The organism is Corynebacterium freiburgense (assembly GCF_030408815.1).
Taxonomy (GTDB): domain Bacteria; phylum Actinomycetota; class Actinomycetes; order Mycobacteriales; family Mycobacteriaceae; genus Corynebacterium; species Corynebacterium freiburgense.
The window spans coordinates 935090-952238 of sequence record NZ_CP047355.1 but is presented as its reverse complement, the minus strand read 5'-3'; the positions used below and the strand labels follow the sequence as shown (position 1 = coordinate 952238).

At 51.7% G+C, this 17149-nt stretch carries 17 protein-coding genes; 10 read left to right on the top strand and 7 right to left on the bottom strand.

Translation table 11 applies throughout. The annotated features are described in order from the left end of the window. Positions 1-1254, top strand: coding sequence for an exodeoxyribonuclease VII large subunit (gene xseA / locus CFREI_RS04370; RefSeq protein ID WP_051256053.1), 1254 nt, complete (start codon positions 1-3; stop codon positions 1252-1254). 11 nt (positions 1255-1265) lie between these two features. Further along, on the top strand, positions 1266-1511 hold the full coding sequence (locus CFREI_RS04365) for an exodeoxyribonuclease VII small subunit (protein WP_027013246.1): 246 nt from the start codon (positions 1266-1268) through the stop codon (positions 1509-1511). 90 nt (positions 1512-1601) lie between these two features. On the opposite strand, the gene CFREI_RS04360 is transcribed toward CFREI_RS04365, so the two are convergent. Next, entirely contained in the window at positions 1602-2171 is a 570-nt protein-coding gene (locus tag CFREI_RS04360) for a DUF4245 domain-containing protein (protein WP_027013245.1), read from the bottom strand. 1159 nt (positions 2172-3330) lie between these two features. Between CFREI_RS04360 and glpX the strand changes: the two genes are divergently transcribed. Together glpX and CFREI_RS04350 are read left to right on the top strand one after the other, a co-directional pair. Next, a complete protein-coding gene (gene glpX / locus CFREI_RS04355; protein WP_027013244.1) occupies positions 3331-4335 on the top strand; it encodes a class II fructose-bisphosphatase in 1005 nt (334 codons plus the stop codon). A 141-nt stretch (positions 4336-4476) separates the two neighbouring features. Beyond that, positions 4477-5880 carry a class II fumarate hydratase gene (locus CFREI_RS04350; RefSeq protein ID WP_027013243.1) on the top strand — a complete coding sequence of 468 codons (1404 nt, stop codon included), beginning with the start codon at positions 4477-4479 and terminating at the stop codon, positions 5878-5880. A 63-nt stretch (positions 5881-5943) separates the two neighbouring features. Here CFREI_RS04350 and CFREI_RS04345 read toward each other — a convergent pair whose 3' ends face one another. Next, complete coding sequence (locus CFREI_RS04345; protein WP_051256051.1) at positions 5944-6579, bottom strand: GntR family transcriptional regulator; 636 nt, start codon at positions 6577-6579, stop codon at positions 5944-5946. 182 nt (positions 6580-6761) lie between these two features. Between CFREI_RS04345 and CFREI_RS04340 the strand changes: the two genes are divergently transcribed. From CFREI_RS04340 to CFREI_RS04325, 4 genes are read left to right on the top strand one after another with little or no spacing between them, the layout of a single operon-like run. After that, on the top strand, positions 6762-7991 hold the full coding sequence (locus tag CFREI_RS04340; RefSeq protein ID WP_051256050.1) for an NRAMP family divalent metal transporter: 1230 nt from the start codon (positions 6762-6764) through the stop codon (positions 7989-7991). Between the two features lie 29 nt (positions 7992-8020). Then, on the top strand, positions 8021-8767 hold the full coding sequence (locus tag CFREI_RS04335) for a LamB/YcsF family protein (RefSeq protein WP_027013241.1): 747 nt from the start codon (positions 8021-8023) through the stop codon (positions 8765-8767). Continuing rightward, positions 8757-9401: a 5-oxoprolinase subunit B family protein gene (locus CFREI_RS04330; protein ID WP_027013240.1), complete on the top strand. Its 645-nt coding sequence runs from the start codon at positions 8757-8759 to the stop codon at positions 9399-9401. The genes CFREI_RS04335 and CFREI_RS04330 overlap by 11 nt, the downstream gene beginning before the upstream one ends. Next, the gene (locus tag CFREI_RS04325) at positions 9394-10272 is read left to right on the top strand and encodes a 5-oxoprolinase subunit C family protein (protein WP_027013239.1); all 879 of its coding nucleotides are present in this window, start codon (positions 9394-9396) and stop codon (positions 10270-10272) included. The genes CFREI_RS04330 and CFREI_RS04325 overlap by 8 nt, the downstream gene beginning before the upstream one ends. On the opposite strand, the gene CFREI_RS04320 is transcribed toward CFREI_RS04325, so the two are convergent. Then, positions 10269-10904: a LysR family transcriptional regulator substrate-binding protein gene (locus CFREI_RS04320; protein ID WP_035112342.1), complete on the bottom strand. Its 636-nt coding sequence runs from the start codon at positions 10902-10904 to the stop codon at positions 10269-10271. The two genes, CFREI_RS04325 and CFREI_RS04320, sit on opposite strands and share 4 nt — an antisense overlap. Before the next feature lie 45 nt (positions 10905-10949). On the opposite strand from CFREI_RS04320, the gene CFREI_RS04315 reads away from it, so the two are divergent. Beyond that, positions 10950-11276 carry a DUF5997 family protein gene (locus CFREI_RS04315; RefSeq protein ID WP_027013237.1) on the top strand — a complete coding sequence of 109 codons (327 nt, stop codon included), beginning with the start codon at positions 10950-10952 and terminating at the stop codon, positions 11274-11276. A 138-nt stretch (positions 11277-11414) separates the two neighbouring features. On the opposite strand, the gene CFREI_RS04310 is transcribed toward CFREI_RS04315, so the two are convergent. Both CFREI_RS04310 and glyA read right to left on the bottom strand, forming a co-directional pair. Continuing rightward, positions 11415-12341 carry a hypothetical protein gene (locus tag CFREI_RS04310; protein ID WP_027013236.1) on the bottom strand — a complete coding sequence of 309 codons (927 nt, stop codon included), beginning with the start codon at positions 12339-12341 and terminating at the stop codon, positions 11415-11417. A 243-nt stretch (positions 12342-12584) separates the two neighbouring features. Beyond that, a complete protein-coding gene (gene glyA, locus CFREI_RS04305; RefSeq protein ID WP_027013235.1) occupies positions 12585-13883 on the bottom strand; it encodes a serine hydroxymethyltransferase in 1299 nt (432 codons plus the stop codon). A gap of 172 nt (positions 13884-14055) precedes the next feature. On the opposite strand from glyA, the gene coaA reads away from it, so the two are divergent. After that, a complete protein-coding gene (gene coaA, locus CFREI_RS04300) occupies positions 14056-14982 on the top strand; it encodes a type I pantothenate kinase (RefSeq protein WP_027013234.1) in 927 nt (308 codons plus the stop codon). A 794-nt stretch (positions 14983-15776) separates the two neighbouring features. Here the strand turns inward: coaA and CFREI_RS04295 are convergent. Further along, positions 15777-16325 carry a flavodoxin domain-containing protein gene (locus tag CFREI_RS04295; protein WP_035112341.1) on the bottom strand — a complete coding sequence of 183 codons (549 nt, stop codon included), beginning with the start codon at positions 16323-16325 and terminating at the stop codon, positions 15777-15779. Continuing rightward, positions 16322-17092 carry an isoprenyl transferase gene (locus CFREI_RS04290; protein WP_027013232.1) on the bottom strand — a complete coding sequence of 257 codons (771 nt, stop codon included), beginning with the start codon at positions 17090-17092 and terminating at the stop codon, positions 16322-16324. The genes CFREI_RS04295 and CFREI_RS04290 overlap by 4 nt, the downstream gene beginning before the upstream one ends. Positions 17093-17149: the final 57 nt, after the last annotated feature.

Here is a 17149-nt window from a genome sequence, read left to right as displayed (position 1 = left end):
ATGGTTGCGTTCACCCATGAAGAAAGTGAGTTTTTCAAGGTGGCTAATACTGCTGAGCACCCGTGGCCAGTCCGCGAAGTGAATTCTAAAGTCAAGTCGTGGATTGAACGACTCGGGCATATTTGGGTTGAAGGGCAACTCACCCAGGTCAATATGAAACCGTCGTGGAAGTTATCGTATTTAACGCTCCGCGATACTCAGGCCGAAGCAAGTGTGCAGGTAACTTGCCCAACAACCCTGCTGCGCGAGACGTCGTTACGCGATGGTGACCGCGTAGTGGTGTACGCCAAACCTGCTTTTTACGTGGGGCGTGGATCGTTTTCGCTGTGGGCTACGGAGATTCGCCCAGTAGGAATCGGTGAGCTGCTCGCTCGAATAGAACAATTGCGCAAAAAACTCGCCGCCGAAGGGCTTTTCGACGCCGCGCGCAAACGACCACTCCCCTACCTACCGCGATGCATTGGCCTGATTACCGGCAGAGGATCCGCCGCCGAACGCGACGTCCTTAGTGTTGCCCACGATCGATGGCCGGAAGTTCGCTTTGAAGTAATAAACACCGCAGTACAAGGCGCAGGAACCGTACCAGAAGTTATAGCCGCACTCCAACAACTCGATGCAAACCCCGAGGTAGACGTTATAATTATTGCCCGCGGCGGCGGCTCCGTAGAAGACCTACTCCCCTTCTCCGAAGAAGCACTCCAACGAGCCGTATCCGCCGCAACCACCCCCGTAGTCTCTGCAATCGGACATGAGCCCGATAATCCCGTACTCGATAATGTGGCCGATCTACGGGCAGCAACACCGACCGACGCTGCAAAACGGGTGGTGCCAGACGTCGTTATGGAGCGTGCCCTTATCCAAGAACTCCGCGGACGTTCCGCAGCTGCCCTTCGTGGATGGGTCCAGCGAGAAATGCAAGGATTAGCAAACATACGCAGCCGACCAGTACTCGCCGACCCCTACACCCCGATTCACCGCCGCCAAGAAGAAATCGACCACGCTATTCGGCTCATGCGCCGAGACATCACACAACTCCTCCGTCACGCAGACACGGAAATCACAGCACTACGAGCCAGGGTATCCACCCTAGGTCCCTCAGCTACCCTCGCAAGGGGGTATGCAATCGTGCAAGTAGGAACCCCCGGAGAAGTAGTCACCACAATTACACAAACCCCACCCGGCAGCCAACTAAGAATCCGCATTAGCGACGGCTCAATCACCGCCGCAACTATGGGCACCCAACAATCAAACTAAAAGGAACACACATGAACACAATCGGATCAGGAACTCCCCAAGAATTCACACCCGTTGCACAACTTTCCTACGAAGCTGCGCGAGACGAACTCATTGAAACAGTAAAAATCCTGGAGCTTGGGCAAATGAGTCTAGATGAATCACTCGCCTACTGGGAACGCGGAGAAGCCCTTGCAAAACGCTGTGAAGAACACCTCGCCGGAGCCCGCGCCCGAGTCGAAGAAGCGATCGGACGCGCAGAAACTCAGGAACAGTAGGTCGGGTGTTTTGGGGGTGAGTGTTTTGGGAGCGGTGGGCCGGGTTTAGTTGCCGGGTGGGCCGGAAACCAGCAAGAGATGAGCCAGAAACTAACTAGTCGTAGCAATTGGCTGAGCGGCGATAGTCGCCTTTGCTAGTTCCTGAAACTCCTGGTCACCGGCAGTGCCTGCAATAATAAAACGCGCGTCACCATTATCAGCTACCCAGATAGCATCGCCAGAACCATCTGCTGGTTCAAAATGGCGGAATGACAAGCCCTCCACCATCACCGGATCCACCTCAATAGTCTCTTCCTTCATTACTTTCAAAGCACTATCCACCGGCTCACCAGTCTGAGTCAACTGCAAATACGCCCCACTAGCAGTAACCCAACCAACCACCGGAGCAGGCTTCTGATCCACACTCGTTCGACGTGCCGAATTAGAAACCCAACCCTCCGGAACCTCAGGCATTCGAACTGGAAAATTCATGGCCCGAGCCTCAAGACTCAAAACTTGTTTCGCGTCGACAGCACGAACAGGGCCATTCTCCGGAGCCCCCGGATTAAACGAACACAAACCAGTGAAGCCCACAGACAGCAACATCAGCACCAGCATGACCATCAAGGTCATCGAAATGTCTTTCCAGTCCTGAAAAATACGAGGTTTATTCTCAGCCACCCGAATAGTATGACAGAACACAACATCCACCCGAACTAGCGGTTATGACCCAAAACGGAAAACACAGAGGAACTGTACTTTTTGGCTGACTTATGGTGCCGACTTTAGGGAACTGTTGTTACTGGTACGACTTTTGCGGTTTTTGGGGTTGTGGTAGCGCGGATTCCGCTGGGCCGGCTTGGCGAGGGGCTTGTTTTGGCTTGGGTTTGTGACTTGGGTTTGGTTGTGTGCGCCTGGTGACCTGGTCCTTTCGGGTGCTGTTTGGGCGTGTTGTCACAGATTCCATTTTTTCGGCGGATTTTATGGAATCTGCGACACGATAGGTAGGGAACCTGTCACAGATTCCATTTTTTTCGCTGTTTTTATGGAATCTGCGACAAACCCCAGGTCAACGATTGTGCGCAATGTTGGTTGCTGTCACAAATTCCATTTTTTCAGGCGATTTTATGGAATCTGTGACAGTAGGTATGAAAACATCACTAGTTCAATAGGGTGCGCCTATCAAACCCCTGGAAATCAACTCGAAGACCCTGGAAATCAGCCGCCCCACTCCAAAAACTCGGGAAAAGCAGCCTACTAACCCGAAAATCAGGCAGATTTCACATCACCCACAACCCACCACCGCATTTCCCCAGCTCACACCCCAAGACCAGAAGCCTACAACACAAATCTGCCTGTTTAGACCTACTTCAGACTTTCCGAGACCTTGCCCAGGCCCCTTCCGCGCCCACATGTCCACACACGCCCCAATCCCTACCCCACGCACCAAACGCAAAAAATAATCAATAACCCTCCCACACTCAAAAAAGCTAACGCCTACTGGCGCACCTATCAGAGTAAGGAGTCGGGGTGCACAACTGGCCCCATGAGCAATAAGCTCATTTGCCTCAGATAAACAGTATCGCGCCCCTATTGCCCCCAATTAGCCCCTAGTAGCCCGTTCATTGATTTTGAATGTGCCGTTTGTAGCGCGAGGAACACCCTGAATTTGGGTTTGTCTGGGGGAAATGTTTAAAGGCGCCCCAATTTGGGTGGAAAAAGCGGGGCATTTTGGTGGGGACTAATGCAACAATGGAACACGCAGGCTTATGCCGGACGCATGTTCGGGTATACCGCAATATGAATAAATGAACCCGCCCTTTTCAGGAGGCTGCCAGTTATGAATACACCACACCCCGAGGCCCCAGACCGTAACCTTGCTATGGAACTGGTCCGCGTGACAGAAGCTGCTGCACTTGCATGTGGCCGTTGGGTTGGTCGAGGCATGAAGAATGAAGGTGATGGTGCTGCCGTTGACGCTATGCGCAAATTGATCAATTCAGTAAATATGCATGGTGTTGTGGTTATTGGCGAAGGCGAAAAAGATGAAGCACCAATGCTTTATAACGGTGAGGAAGTTGGCACCGGTGAGGGCGCCGAGGTTGATATTGCTGTTGACCCGGTTGATGGCACTACATTGATGGCGGAGGGTCGCCCAAACGCTATTTCTGTTTTGGCCGCCGCCGAACGTGGATCCATGTATGATCCATCGGCTGTGTTTTATATGAATAAGATTGCTGTAGGCCCTGAAGCAGCAGGTAGCATCGATATTGAGGCGCCAGTTGCTCATAATATTAACGCAGTGGCTAAGGCAAAAGGCATTGGCGCTTCTGATGTTACGGTTGTGGTACTTGATCGCCCTCGGCACGAGGGATTAATTACTGATATTCGTCGCGCTGGCGCAAAGGTCCGTTTGATTCGCGATGGTGACGTCGCGGGTGCCGTTGCCGCCGCTCAGGACACAAACTCAGTGGATATTATGATGGGCATTGGCGGCACCCCTGAGGGCATTATTACGGCATGCGCAATGAAGTGTATGGGTGGAGAAATTCAAGGAAAGTTGTACCCTCGTAATGATGCGGAGATCCAAAAAGCGCTTGATGCTGGACATGAACTTGATCGCGTGTTGACCACAGATGACCTCGTGTCTTCGAATAATTGCTATTTTGTTGCCACTGGTGTGACAAATGGTGACATGCTACGAGGCGTTAGTTATCGAAAGAACGGGGCAACCACACGCTCCTTGGTCATGCGTTCGAAGTCGGGAACCGTGCGCTATATCGAGTCGGTCCATAAATTGGCAAAATTGCAGGAATATTCGATTGTGGATTACACCCGCAAATAACCCCCATGTATGATCTAGCTCACTAGTAAGTGGGTAGAACGGCACCGACCACACGGTGCCGTTTCTTTTTAGGCATACTAGTTGCAGTGCCGTGGTACCCGCGGCGTTTTCCTTGAACTTGCAACATAGAAGGTGGACTATATGACCGAGCAGGAATTCCGCATTGAGCACGACACCATGGGTGAAGTAAAAGTTCCGGTCAATGCTCTGTGGCGCGCCCAAACGCAGCGCGCCGTCGAGAATTTCCCAATTTCTGGCCGTGGACTGGAAACCGCGCAGATCCGCGCTATGGGCTTGCTCAAGGCTGCCTGCGCTCAGGTGAATAAGGATCGTGGTTTACTGCCAGCAGAAAAGGCAGACGCCATTATTGCCGCCGCTAAAGAAATTGCAGATGGCAAGCACAACGGTGAATTCCCCATTGACGTGTTCCAGACCGGCTCCGGCACCTCTTCGAACATGAACACCAATGAGGTTATTGCTTCTATCGCTAAGGCCAATGGTGTTGAGGTTCATCCAAACGATGATGTCAATATGGGGCAGTCTTCAAATGACACCTTCCCTACCGCAACACATGTTGCTGCTACGGAAGCCGCTGTAAAGGATCTCATTCCAGGATTGAAGGTACTGCACACTTCCCTGCTTGCTAAGGCTAAGGAATGGAGCAGTGTTGTAAAGTCGGGCCGCACCCACCTTATGGATGCCGTACCGGTAACGCTCGGCCAGGAATTCGCTGGCTACGCCCGCCAAATCGAAGCTGGTATCGAACGCGTTGAAGCTACCCTGCCACGTCTTGGTGAACTTCCAATCGGTGGCACCGCCGTAGGTACGGGTCTAAATACTCCAGCAGACTTTGGCCCGAAAGTTGTTGCGGAACTCGTAAAACTTACGGATGTGAAAGAGCTTCGCGAATGTGAGAACCACTTTGAAGCTCAAGCAAACCGTGATGGGCTCGTAGAATTCTCTGGCGCTATGCGAACAATCGCTGTTTCGCTTAATAAGATTGCCAATGATATCCGCTGGATGGGCTCCGGGCCACTGACTGGTCTTGCGGAAATCCACCTTCCAGACCTGCAGCCAGGCTCATCGATTATGCCCGGCAAAGTGAATCCTGTGCTCTGTGAAACCGCCACCCAGGTTGCTGCACAGGTTGTAGGCAATGACGCTGCTGTGGTTTTTGGCGGCGCACAGGGCGCCTTCGAACTCAATGTATTTATCCCAGTAATGGCGCGCAATGTTCTTGAATCCGCGAAATTGCTTGCAAATACTTCACGGGTATTCGCGGAGAAACTGGTTGACGGCATTGAGCCAAATGTTGAGCGTATGAAGACTCTCGCTGAGTCTTCCCCATCTATTGTGACCCCACTAAACTCCGCAATTGGTTATGAGAATGCAGCAAAGGTAGCAAAGACGGCGCTAAAGGAAGGCAAGACCATCCGCCAGACCGTAATTGATATGGGCTTTGTGGACGGCAAGACTCTCACCGAGGAAGAACTTGATAAGCGCCTCGATGTACTGGCCATGTGCAATACAGACCGCGATAAGTAAGTAACAAATACCCCCAGATACAGCCACTTTAGGCGCATCTGGGGGTATTTTGTTGTTTGGGGGTTATCTGCATTCCCCTACAAGCTGTTTCGAGCGAAATAGGTAGTCAGAGAGCAAAAGTCTTGCGTGTTCTACATCGTCGCGTTGGAGGGCCGCGAGGATGCTTCGATTGCCTTCAATAAACGGTTTATGCACAGCTTTCCAGTCGGCTTGGGAAAGGAAAAGTAACCGGGCTTGGGTTAAAACAATCCTCGTCTGTTCGCTTAGACGTTCGCACCCAACAAGGTCGACAATTGCTTGATGGAAATCCGTATTAGCGGCACCCGCTTTAGCCCAGTCTCCGCGCGCACCGGCGCGTTCAGCCTCATCGCAAGCGTTTTTCATTGAATATAAGCATTGGGCCGTAATGTGTGGATCGCGGTGAACATGGTCGAGAGCCCCAAGCTCCACGAATCGTCGAAAAGCATAGATATCGTCGCAGTCTTCTGTAATAGTGCGAACAAATACACCCCGATTCGGCAGGTGCTCTACAAGCCCATCGCGTGCGAGGAGGCGGAATGCCTCACGCAAAGTATTACGAGATACCCCCATTTGGCTGGCTAAGGCGATCTCAGCAAGCTGTGTGCCGGGGCGTAATTCACCCATGTGGATGCGGTTTGAAAGTAGTCGCACTAATTGTTCAACCGTTGCTTTTCCCATAGTTATGTAGATTAATCGCTCAAAACAGTGATCTGCTAAACATTACTTGTGTATTGTGCTGCTAGACACACAAAAATTATACTTGAAAGCATTGTTCAACAACTTCATACACGCTGCCCTGATCGATTCAGGCAGCTATTCCAATCATTTCAATGACGAACGTCGATATACAAAGGACAACCATGGCCGAAAAAACTTTGGGGCAAGCAGCGGCTTCAGCAACCACGCGGAGTGCGCTTTTAGGCGCTATATTTCTTATGGCTACCAGCGCCATTGGCCCAGGGTTTCTTACCCAAACAGCAACGTTTACAAACAAACTTGGGGCAGCATTCGCGTTTGCAATTCTGGCTTCCATTATTTTGGATATCGCCATTCAGCTCAATGTTTGGCGCGTTATTGGTATTTCTGGGATGCGTGCCCAGGAGCTCAGCAATCAAGTACTTCCAGGTCTAGGCTGGGTGCTGGCCATCTGTATTGCCGTAGGCGGTGTGGTATTTAATATTGGCAATATCGCAGGCGCCGGACTAGGCACAAACGCATTTTTAGGCGCAAACGTCCAGGCTGGAGGCGTAATTACCGCCTTATTGGCAATTGCCATTTTCTTATTTAAGCGGCTTGGTGGAGCCCTGGATAAGCTGCTGGTAGTCCTTGGCATGGTCATGATGCTGCTGACCCTATATGTTGCCATTGTGTCTCAACCACCCGTTGGTGATGCTCTGAAAAACACAGTCTTGCCAGAAACTATTGACTGGGTCACCATTACCACCTTGGTTGGCGGTACTGTGGGCGGTTATATCACCTATGCTGGTGCGCACCGCATGTTGGATTCTGGACGTGTGGGTGTTGAATATGTTCGCAATGTAGCGGTTTCTTCCGTTACGGGCATTTTACTTACCGGCGTAATGCGCGTGGTGCTTTTCCTAGCGGTACTTGGTGTGGTTGCTGGTGGCGTTTCGTTGGCTGGAGAAAATCCTGCTGGTGAAGCTTTCCAGGCTGCAGCTGGTGAAATCGGTTTGCGGTTCTTTGGCATTGTGCTTTGGGCAGCAGCCTTAAGTTCGATTATTGGTGCGAGCTATACTTCGGCTACATTTTTGGTTTCTAACTCATCAGATAAACGTGCGCTCCAAAATTGGGTGACCATAGGCTTCATCTGTATTTCCGCATTTTTGTTCGTAATTATGGGAACCGCTCCTAAACAGCTCTTAGTATTCGCTGGTGCTTTCAATGGGTTGGTTCTTCCCATAGGGTTTACCTTAATGATGTACATTGCAACGTTCCGCCAAAAGGATCTTTTGCATGGCTATAAGTACCCTGCTTGGTTATTGATTATTGGCTGGCTGGCAACATTAGTTGCATGGTGGCTGGCATGGACGGCTTTCTCAGGCGTATTTAGCCTGCTTAGTGCCGCTTAACCCACCGATAAGAACGCTAGGAGTGAATAATGCACATTGATTTGAATTCCGATCTCGGTGAAAGCTTCGGCTCATGGACAATGGGAAGTGATTCCCAACTGCTTGCTTTAGTAAGCAGCGCAAATGTCGCTTGTGGTTTTCATGCTGGCGATCCTCTAGTAATGCGCCGTACATGCGCCAAGGCGCGAGCGCACGGAGTTCGGATCGGTGCTCACCCCGGCTACCGTGATGTTGCTGGGTTTGGCCGGCGCAATATGGATTACGACGCCGCGACCCTTACCGCCGAAACCATCTACCAGGTTGGCGCGCTTCAGGCCGCCGCACATTCCGTTGGCGCAGTGGTTGAATATGTAAAACCACATGGTGCACTGTATAACCGCATCGCTCGCGATAAGACCCAAGCAATGGCGGTAATTGAAGGCATTTTGCCATTCCGCCTACCACTTATGGGCCTGGCCGGGTCACCTATTTTGCAATGGGCTGAAGAATCCGGGCTTCGCACTATCGCCGAGGCCTTCGCAGATCGACTCTATATGCCAGATGGTTCACTTTCACCAAGGTCTCAAGTTGGTTCTGTACTGGATGCCGAACAATCAGTTGATCAAGCCGTCCGTATCGCCTCAGGCAAGCCGGTCACAACGGCCACGGGCGATGAGATTATTATTCAAGCGTCTTCGATTTGTGTACATGGTGATAATCCACATGCCTTGGATGTTGTTCGCCAAATTATTGCTGGCTTAGAACATAGTGGGGTTGGGGTTTCCAGTGGACATTAAACCTTGTGGAGATGCAGCACTCCTATTGGATATTCAAAACTCCGATGTTGCGGACGCTGGCATCTCCATTTTGGCCGGTGTTATGAACGTGCACCAACAGATCCGAGATATGAATATCCCTGGAGTGGTAGATATTGTTCCGGCAGGCGCAACGGTTGTGGTTTCCCTGGACACCGCGCTATGCACTCCAAAACAAGCCACCCAATACCTTCAAGATGTAACGATCTCCGCCGGAACCCTGGAATCCGGACGTGAAGTAGTGATTCCGGTGGTGTATCAGGGGCCCGATTTGGAAGTAGTTGCAGATGCAACTGGTTTGCGTGTGCGCGACGTTATTCAGCAACACTCTGAAATGCCATGGCTTGCGGCATTTGGTGGTTTCGCCCCGGGATTTATGTATTTGGTACCACAGCAACCCCTATGGAATATTCCGCGCCGCAGCCAGCCACGCCCACAAATCCCCGTTGGTGCCGTTGGTCTAGCTGGTGAGTTTTCCGGAGTGTACCCGCAAGCTTCTCCGGGTGGCTGGCAGTTACTCGGCATTACACCATTGCAAATGTGGGATACTTCCCGCGCCCAGCCATCCTATATCGCACCTGGTGACACGGTTATTTTTAAGGAGCAACATGCTTGAGATTGTGGCACCGGGGCCACTGGCACTATTCCAGGATCGGGGTCGCCCAGGTTTTGCCAATACCGGGGTAAGCCCTTCAGGTTGCTTTGACAGGTTAAGCGCTGCGCGCGCCAATCATGCCGTGGGTAATGCCCCAGAAGCCCCAGTAATAGAAATTTTGATCGGCGGATTTCAAGCGAAGGTTCTTGCGGATACGACCGGCATTTTTACCGGTACGGCCGCACCAATCACAATTACTACATCACAGGGGAAGCGGCACGAGAGCTATACCAATACCCTGCTGGATTTACATGCCGGCGACATTGTGTCATTGGGCTATTCTTCCTATGGTTTGCGTGCATATTTCGCACTCCGCGGAGGTTTTGACGTTCCCCTGACTCTTGGCAGTGCATCTACCGACGTGCTAAGTAATCTTGGACCTGCCCCCATAAAAGCTGGGGATCTCATTCGAACCAGTAATTTTGCTGTTGGCGAGCATTGGTGGCCAAAAATCCGGCAATTACCTCCACTATGGCGGCCAAAGCGCCACGAGGAACTCACTGTTATTTTGGGCCCGCGTTCGGACTGGTTTTATGCTGCCACAGTCCTCGATTTCCTTGCCCAGGATTTTCAGGTATCCCCCGAATCGAATCGAATCGGTTTGCGCCTAAAGGCTTCTCGACCATTGGAGCGATCCCGAAAAGACGAGTTGCTTAGCGAAGGCATGGTCCGCGGTTCGATTCAGGTTCCCCCCAGCGGCGACCCCGTGGTATTTGGTCCCGACCATCCCGTCACCGGCGGATACCCTGTTATTGCGGTACTCACCTCGCGTTCCTGTGACCGCGCAGCACAACTCGGCGCTGGCGATACAGTGCGCTTTCGACTTGCTTAACGACGCCGCGATACCCCACCCTTTCCATTCCGCCGCTGCTGCTTGGCCTTAGCTTTCTCCCTTGCACTCCGCTTTGGAGCGGACTGCCGGGAAGAGCGCGGCGTCCGCCCACGGGTAATCCCCACAAAATCTTGGATTTCGTCTCGATCCTTTTCCTTTGGCCACACCACTCCAATTTCAGTAGGCACCCCAGACTGATATGGCCGATGCGCAATCATTTTATGATTCATACTGCGCAATAATGGCTGCGGGGCAAGAACTACACCAACATTTGCCGCAACAACTTGCACTGCCTCCCGCACCTTAGCCACATCAACCGTTTTATCAGGCTGATATAGGCAGTTCTCCCCCACTATATCCTCGTACGAAATCTCCTCTAATAGCGTTAATTCACTATCCTTAGGTACTCCAATCCCTGGCTGCTCTTGATAAAGCCGCACCACATGGTATTGATCGGTAATCCGCGGATCCGGAAGCCGCACCAAAGCAATATCCGCCTCACCCGCGAACAAAGCTTCGATTGAATCATCACAACCGAAGACACGATCGATTTGGTGGTTGGTTTGCTCAGCAAATCGACGAAACCACTTATCCGGCGCTGTGCCATGAATGTATGCAATGGTCAGGCTCATGGAAAGAATGTTACCGTTATACCTGTGACCAAAGCATCGAACGCAATGAAACCCCAGACCGCGGCCAAAAAACTTGGTATCTATCTACCCGCGACTCCGGAGTCTTTTCAAAACACACCACTCAGCCATACCGAATTTGTAGAACTTCAATCCAATCCACCCGAGTGGTTAGCAGAACTCCGCCGCACCGGACCACACCCACGCCCTGTGGTTGCTCAAAAACTTGGTATTACTATTGCCGCACTCAAGCGCAATGATATGGATAAACCGCTCACCACTACGGAGATCAAGGCCCTATTGGCCGATCAACCAGATTGGCTTCGCGCAGCTCGAACCCAATTAGCTGAAGAACGCCAAAACAAATCTCAGTAATTAGTATTGTATCGGCGCCAGCGTGCGAACATTCGCCTTATAAATGAACACCTAGGAACTATTGGAAATACTCTAGAAAATCCACACTTGTTGATTCGGCAATGAAATGTAAAGATTAATATTGTGCGCCATCTAAATCTAGGCGAGTCGAAGGTCAACGCCGAATGCTCCCCGAATTTGTGAAATCAAATTCAGATTCCACCGAAAATCCGAAGGTGATGCTGCCATTGTCGAACGCACGCCAGGATGGTCCGGGTGAGTCACGTTGTAATGTTTACCCCGCAATTCCACCTCAAATCCACGCTGTTCCAATAACTCCTTCATCTCCTTAGCAGTTGTTGGTGCAGCAATTCGCCGATCCACTTTTGGCGCCACGCGTTTACGCGGCATATCCATTGGCGAAGGTTTCCGCACCGCAGCTTTTGCTTTATCACGAGCCGCTTCAACTAAATCCGACTCTGGACCCCCGTATGGAAACACCCCTAAAATGCAGGTGCCATCTTCAGAAACAATGACCGAATGATCTGCTACTACAAATTGATAACGCCCCTGCTCTGCAGGCCGAGGTCTGCAACCTGCAATTGCACTACGTAATTGTTCTTCCGAAAGGCCAAAACGCTCCATAGCGGCCCGAGCGCCAGGCAGCATTTTTGCTTGCGACATTTTCGCTGCGGTCGGGGCGTCGCCAATCTGCGTTCCTAATGCGGAACGCAATTGATCTTTTGCTTGCCCAATATCCAGTGTTTGTAATGCAGTAGGAACTTTTTGCGGTAAGGCCTTCGGGGTGGGCATAGGAACGGTTGGTGCTTCCTCCACCGAAACATGCCGAGGCTCTGGTATTGGCGTTGAATCCGCCTCTTTTGGAGCAATATCGTCGTTATTTTCACACTGCTCGGGTGTTCGCTCCGTATACCACCAAACAATTCCCCCAACAACCAATGCTGCATTGAGTTGTATAAATAACACCCAATAGATGGGGACTCCCAAAACCAATAGCCACGTAGAAATAAAAACAATACCAAGAAACGCTAGTGCTGCTAATTGCGCCAAGCGTCGCATGGACATATTTGACTCCCTCCGCGCATTCCATTTGAAATGGTTTATACGGTGTAGTAAAGCACATTTGTCAAGACATTTACAGACATTTGGTCATACTAAAAACCTCGTATTGCACAACACATCATACTTTTTCGCTGAGAAAATTTTAGCAACTCATCCAGAAATACACTATGCCCGACACAGAAAATTCAAGCCCCGACAAGGATTTCTCCAAGCCGGGGCTTATGGTGTTGCCAGAAGTTGCTGAATCTACATCAGTTTCCAATCTTCTAAACCGTCATACAGCGGGAACTGCTCAGCCAATGCAGAAACCCGAGCACGCAGTGCCGAAACATCCGCGCCTTTACCCGCCGCCAATGCGGTACCAATAATATCTGCGACCTCAGTAAACGCCGCGGTATCAAAACCACGAGTGGCAAGAGCAGGCGTACCAATACGCAAACCTGAAGTCACCATTGGTGGGCGAGGATCATTCGGCACAGCATTCCGGTTCACCGTAATACCAACCGCATGTAAAAGATCCTCGGCTTCTTGGCCATTCATTTCAGAATTTCGTAGATCCGCAAGCACTAAATGCACATCAGTGCCACCAGTAAGCACATCGATACCTGCCGCCTGGCAATCTTGCGCCATTAAACGCTCTGCAAGAATACGAGCCCCCTCCAAAGTGCGCTCTTGACGCAACCGGAACTCTTCAGTACCAGCAATCTTTAATGCAACCGCCTTCGCAGCAATAGCATGCATTAAAGGACCACCCTGCTGGCCAGGGAAAACAGCAGAATTAATCTTCTTTGCCCACGCCTCGGTAGAAAGAATAAGTCCAGAACGCGGGCCACCAAGCGTCTTATGTACTGTTGTGGAAACCACATCCGCATAAGGCACCGGGGAAGGATGTAAGCCAGCCGCAACCAAGCCAGCAAAGTGGGCCATATCCACCCAGAGTTTTGCGCCAACTTCATCGGCGATCTCGCGAAACGCAGCAAAATCTAAATGACGTGGATACGCAGACCAGCCAGCAATAATCACATCAGGCTTTTCCACCAATGCCTGTTCGCGGACTTGGTCCATGTCCACGCGCATGCTTTCCGAATCAACGCCGTATGCCGCGACGTCGTAAAGCTTGCCGGAGAAATTGAGTTTCATTCCGTGCGTAAGGTGACCACCATGAGCCAACGACAAACCCATAATTTTTTCGCCAGGGTTTGCTAATGCCATAAGGACTGCCGCATTTGCTTGCGCACCAGCATGAGGCTGGACATTGGCGGCTTCTGCACCAAATAGGTCCTTTGCGCGCGCAATGGCAAGATTTTCCACAATGTCAACGTCTTCGCAGCCACCGTAATAACGACGGCCTGGGTAGCCCTCAGCATACTTATTTGTAAGCACCGAACCCTGCGCTTGCAATACCGCACGAGGCACAAAATTCTCTGATGCGATCATTTCCAACGTATTGCGCTGACGAGACAGCTCGCCGGCCATGGCCTGAGCCACCTCCGGATCCAACTGCGTCAAAGACTGATAACGGATATCGTTTGTGGCATCGGTCATGGTAGTACCGTAGAACCTTTCAAAGTCAGTCGATCCACAAGACCTCGCGGAATCGACAGTAAAGAATGCCTGCCTATTGTAGCTAGAAATTCTTTGCGTACATACTGACCGGGAAATGGGCAGGCCAACCCCAAATTCGTCAGCATGAGCGGACATTGGCACAATAGAAAATATGGTCCGCCCCAATGTGGTCAGCCCCTACCTAGACTTCAACCGCGCCCAATGGCGTCGCCTGCGACAATCCATGCCGCAGGTCCTTACCGAAGCCGAACTCGACAAACTCCGAGGCATCGGCGAAAACATCGACCTTGATGAAGTCGCCGAAGTTTACCTTCCGCTTAGCCGCCTGATCCACCTACAAATCAACGCCCGCCAAGAATTAATGAAAGCCACCGAAACCTTTCTCGGTTCGCGCACCCCTGATGTGCCATTCATCATTGGAATCGCTGGCTCCGTCGCCGTAGGGAAATCCACCACCGCCCGAGTCCTCCAAGTACTACTCCAACGCTGGGACACCCACCCAAGAGTAGACCTGGTAACCACCGATGGTTTCCTCTACCCTGCCGCCGAACTTCATAAGCGGAAAATCATGAACCGCAAAGGATACCCCGAAAGCTACGACCAACGCGCACTCTTACGCTTTGTTACCGAGGTAAAAGCCGGACGCCCCTCCTGCACCGCGCCCGTATACTCACACACACTCTACGACCGAGTACCCGGAGAATACATCACCGTGCGGCAGCCCGACATTTTGATCCTCGAAGGGCTCAACGTACTACAAACCGGGCCAACACTCATGGTCAGCGATTTATTCGACTTCTCTGTCTATGTTGACGCACGCACTGATGATATAGAACGCTGGTATATCGAGCGATTCCTCCAACTCCGCAGCACCGCATTCTCCGCCCCCGACGCGCACTTCTCCCACTACGCCCAGCTTGACGACGCCCAGGCACGCGCCCTTGCACGCGAGATCTGGCAATCCGTCAACCTGCCAAACCTGGTGGAAAACATTCTGCCTACCCGCGTGCGAGCCTCCTTGGTTCTTTTCAAAGATGCAAACCACCAGGTAGAACGAGTACGAATGCGAAATATTTAACGCGGCTGTTACCGCAGCAGTTAAGCAGTTTTTACCTGCGCGCTGAGGGGGGCTAGGTTAGTGGATTCTTGGGATTGACGTGGCCGGTGTGTCTAGTGTGACTTTTGGGGCTCGTGGGGTTGTGGTAGCGCGGATTCCGCTGTTCCAGCCTGGTGAGCTGGTCCTTTCGGGTGCTAGTTGGGCGCTGGTTGGGCGCGTTGTCACAGATTCCATTTTTTCGGCCGATTTTATGGAATCTGTGACACGATAGGTAGGGAACCTGTCACAGATTCCATCTTTTTCGGCTGTTTTTATGGAATCTGCGACACACCCCAGGTCAACGATTGTGCGCAATGTTGGCTGCTGTCACAAATTCCATTTTTTCAGGCGATTTTATGGAATCTGCGACAGTGGGGATAAAAACATCACCAGTTCAATAGGTTGATCCTATTAAACGCCCGGGAAAGCGGCTCGAAGGCTTGGGAAACCAACCAACTCACCCAGGAAACCAACTCACCCCCTCCCGGGAAGCCCTGGATTTTCTGCCGACCCACCCCCAACAAGGCAGATTTCACATCACCCACAACCCATCACCACGTTTCCCCAGCTCACACCCCAAGACCAGAAGCCCACAACACAAATCTGCCTGCTTCAGGCCTCTCTAGGCCTAACCCCGTCCCTAACCCAGTGCCTACCCCGCCCCAACCCAAGCCTGTGCCAGAACTTTCAATGGGACATTTCCTCTATTTTCCCATCCCTGCCCCGCCGCGAAGCCACTAGCACTTAGTTAGCGGTTCGCGTGGCTTGTAATTTGGTTATACACGCTCAAGTGTGAGTGAGCGCCACCAGTTGACTACTGGTTCGAGGTGGGTGAAGTTTACGTGGTCAATGTCTTTGCCGTATTCGGCGATCATATTGCGATCGTTTTCGTTGGGGCTGGGTTTGCGTTTGATCATTTGGTTGACTGACCATAAGACGCTTCGGTGTTTGGTGCTTAGTTGGGAGTGTGTGAGTCTTCCGGGGAGGTAAAAGCGAGGGACGTCGGCTGCTAGGTTGCCTAGTGCTGTGCCGGCGGCGTCTCGGGTTTTTGCGTAGTCGGGCAGGGACATCCCTACAACCACAAGGGCACTTGCGTACGCGCGTACTAGTTGGGGATTTTCTTTTACCCAGGAGACGCCTTTATTTACAGGCCCGTAGTTTGGTGAACAAATTATTAGGGGCGCTGGTGCGGAAGCGAGTTCGGTTTCCAGAGTTTCGGTGTTTTCAAGAGCTCGTATTCTTCCGCCGGTGCGTTTAGCCAGTTCATCGGCGTATTGTTGGGTGGATCCGTAAACAGATTCTACGAGTATGTGTGGTGAGATCATTTTCCAAAACGGCGGTGTCGTGAAGAGTAATCACGCAGTGCGCGTAAAAAGTCGATTCGGCGGAATGCCGGCCAGTATGTGTCAGTAAACCATATTTCTGAGTATGCTGCTTGCCAGAGTAAGAATCCGGAGAGGCGTTGTTCCCCTGAGGTCCGGATTACCAGGTCTGGGTCTGGCTGCCCAGAAGTATACAGGTGGGAAGAAATAGACTCCACCGAGATTTCTTCGCTGATTGTTTCGGCATTGTGCCCTTGAGCGCCTAGGTCGTGGATCAGTTCTTTCACGGCGTCGACAATTTCTTGGCGTCCGCCGTAGCCTACAGCAACATTTACGGTAATCCCGGTGTGGTTTTTGGTGGTTTCGGCTGCAGTGCGGAGACGTTCGGAGATGCGTTTGGGCAGCAGGTCAAGGTGGCCCACTAAGCGAACTTGGCAATTAGTAATGGGGTCCGCAAGCTCCACTACAACATCACCAATAATGTCAAAGAGGAGTTCTAATTCTTCGCTATTTCTACCTAGATTTTCGGTAGAAAGTAGGTAAATTGTAACCAATTCGATATCGGTTTCGGCACACCAGCGGACCATTTCGCCGATTTTTTTGGCGCCAACGCGGTGTCCATGGCTAACATCTGCAAACCCGGCTTCGCGCGCCCAGCGTCGATTTCCGTCACACATAATGGCAACATGCTTCGGATGCTTGGCCCCCGCAAGCTCGCGGCGGAGAAGTTTCTCGTACACGGGGTACAGCAGCTTCGGCAGATAATTCACGGTACTAGTGTATGTGCGCACCGCGCGACGTGCACGCGCGGTATTGGGCGGGTAATG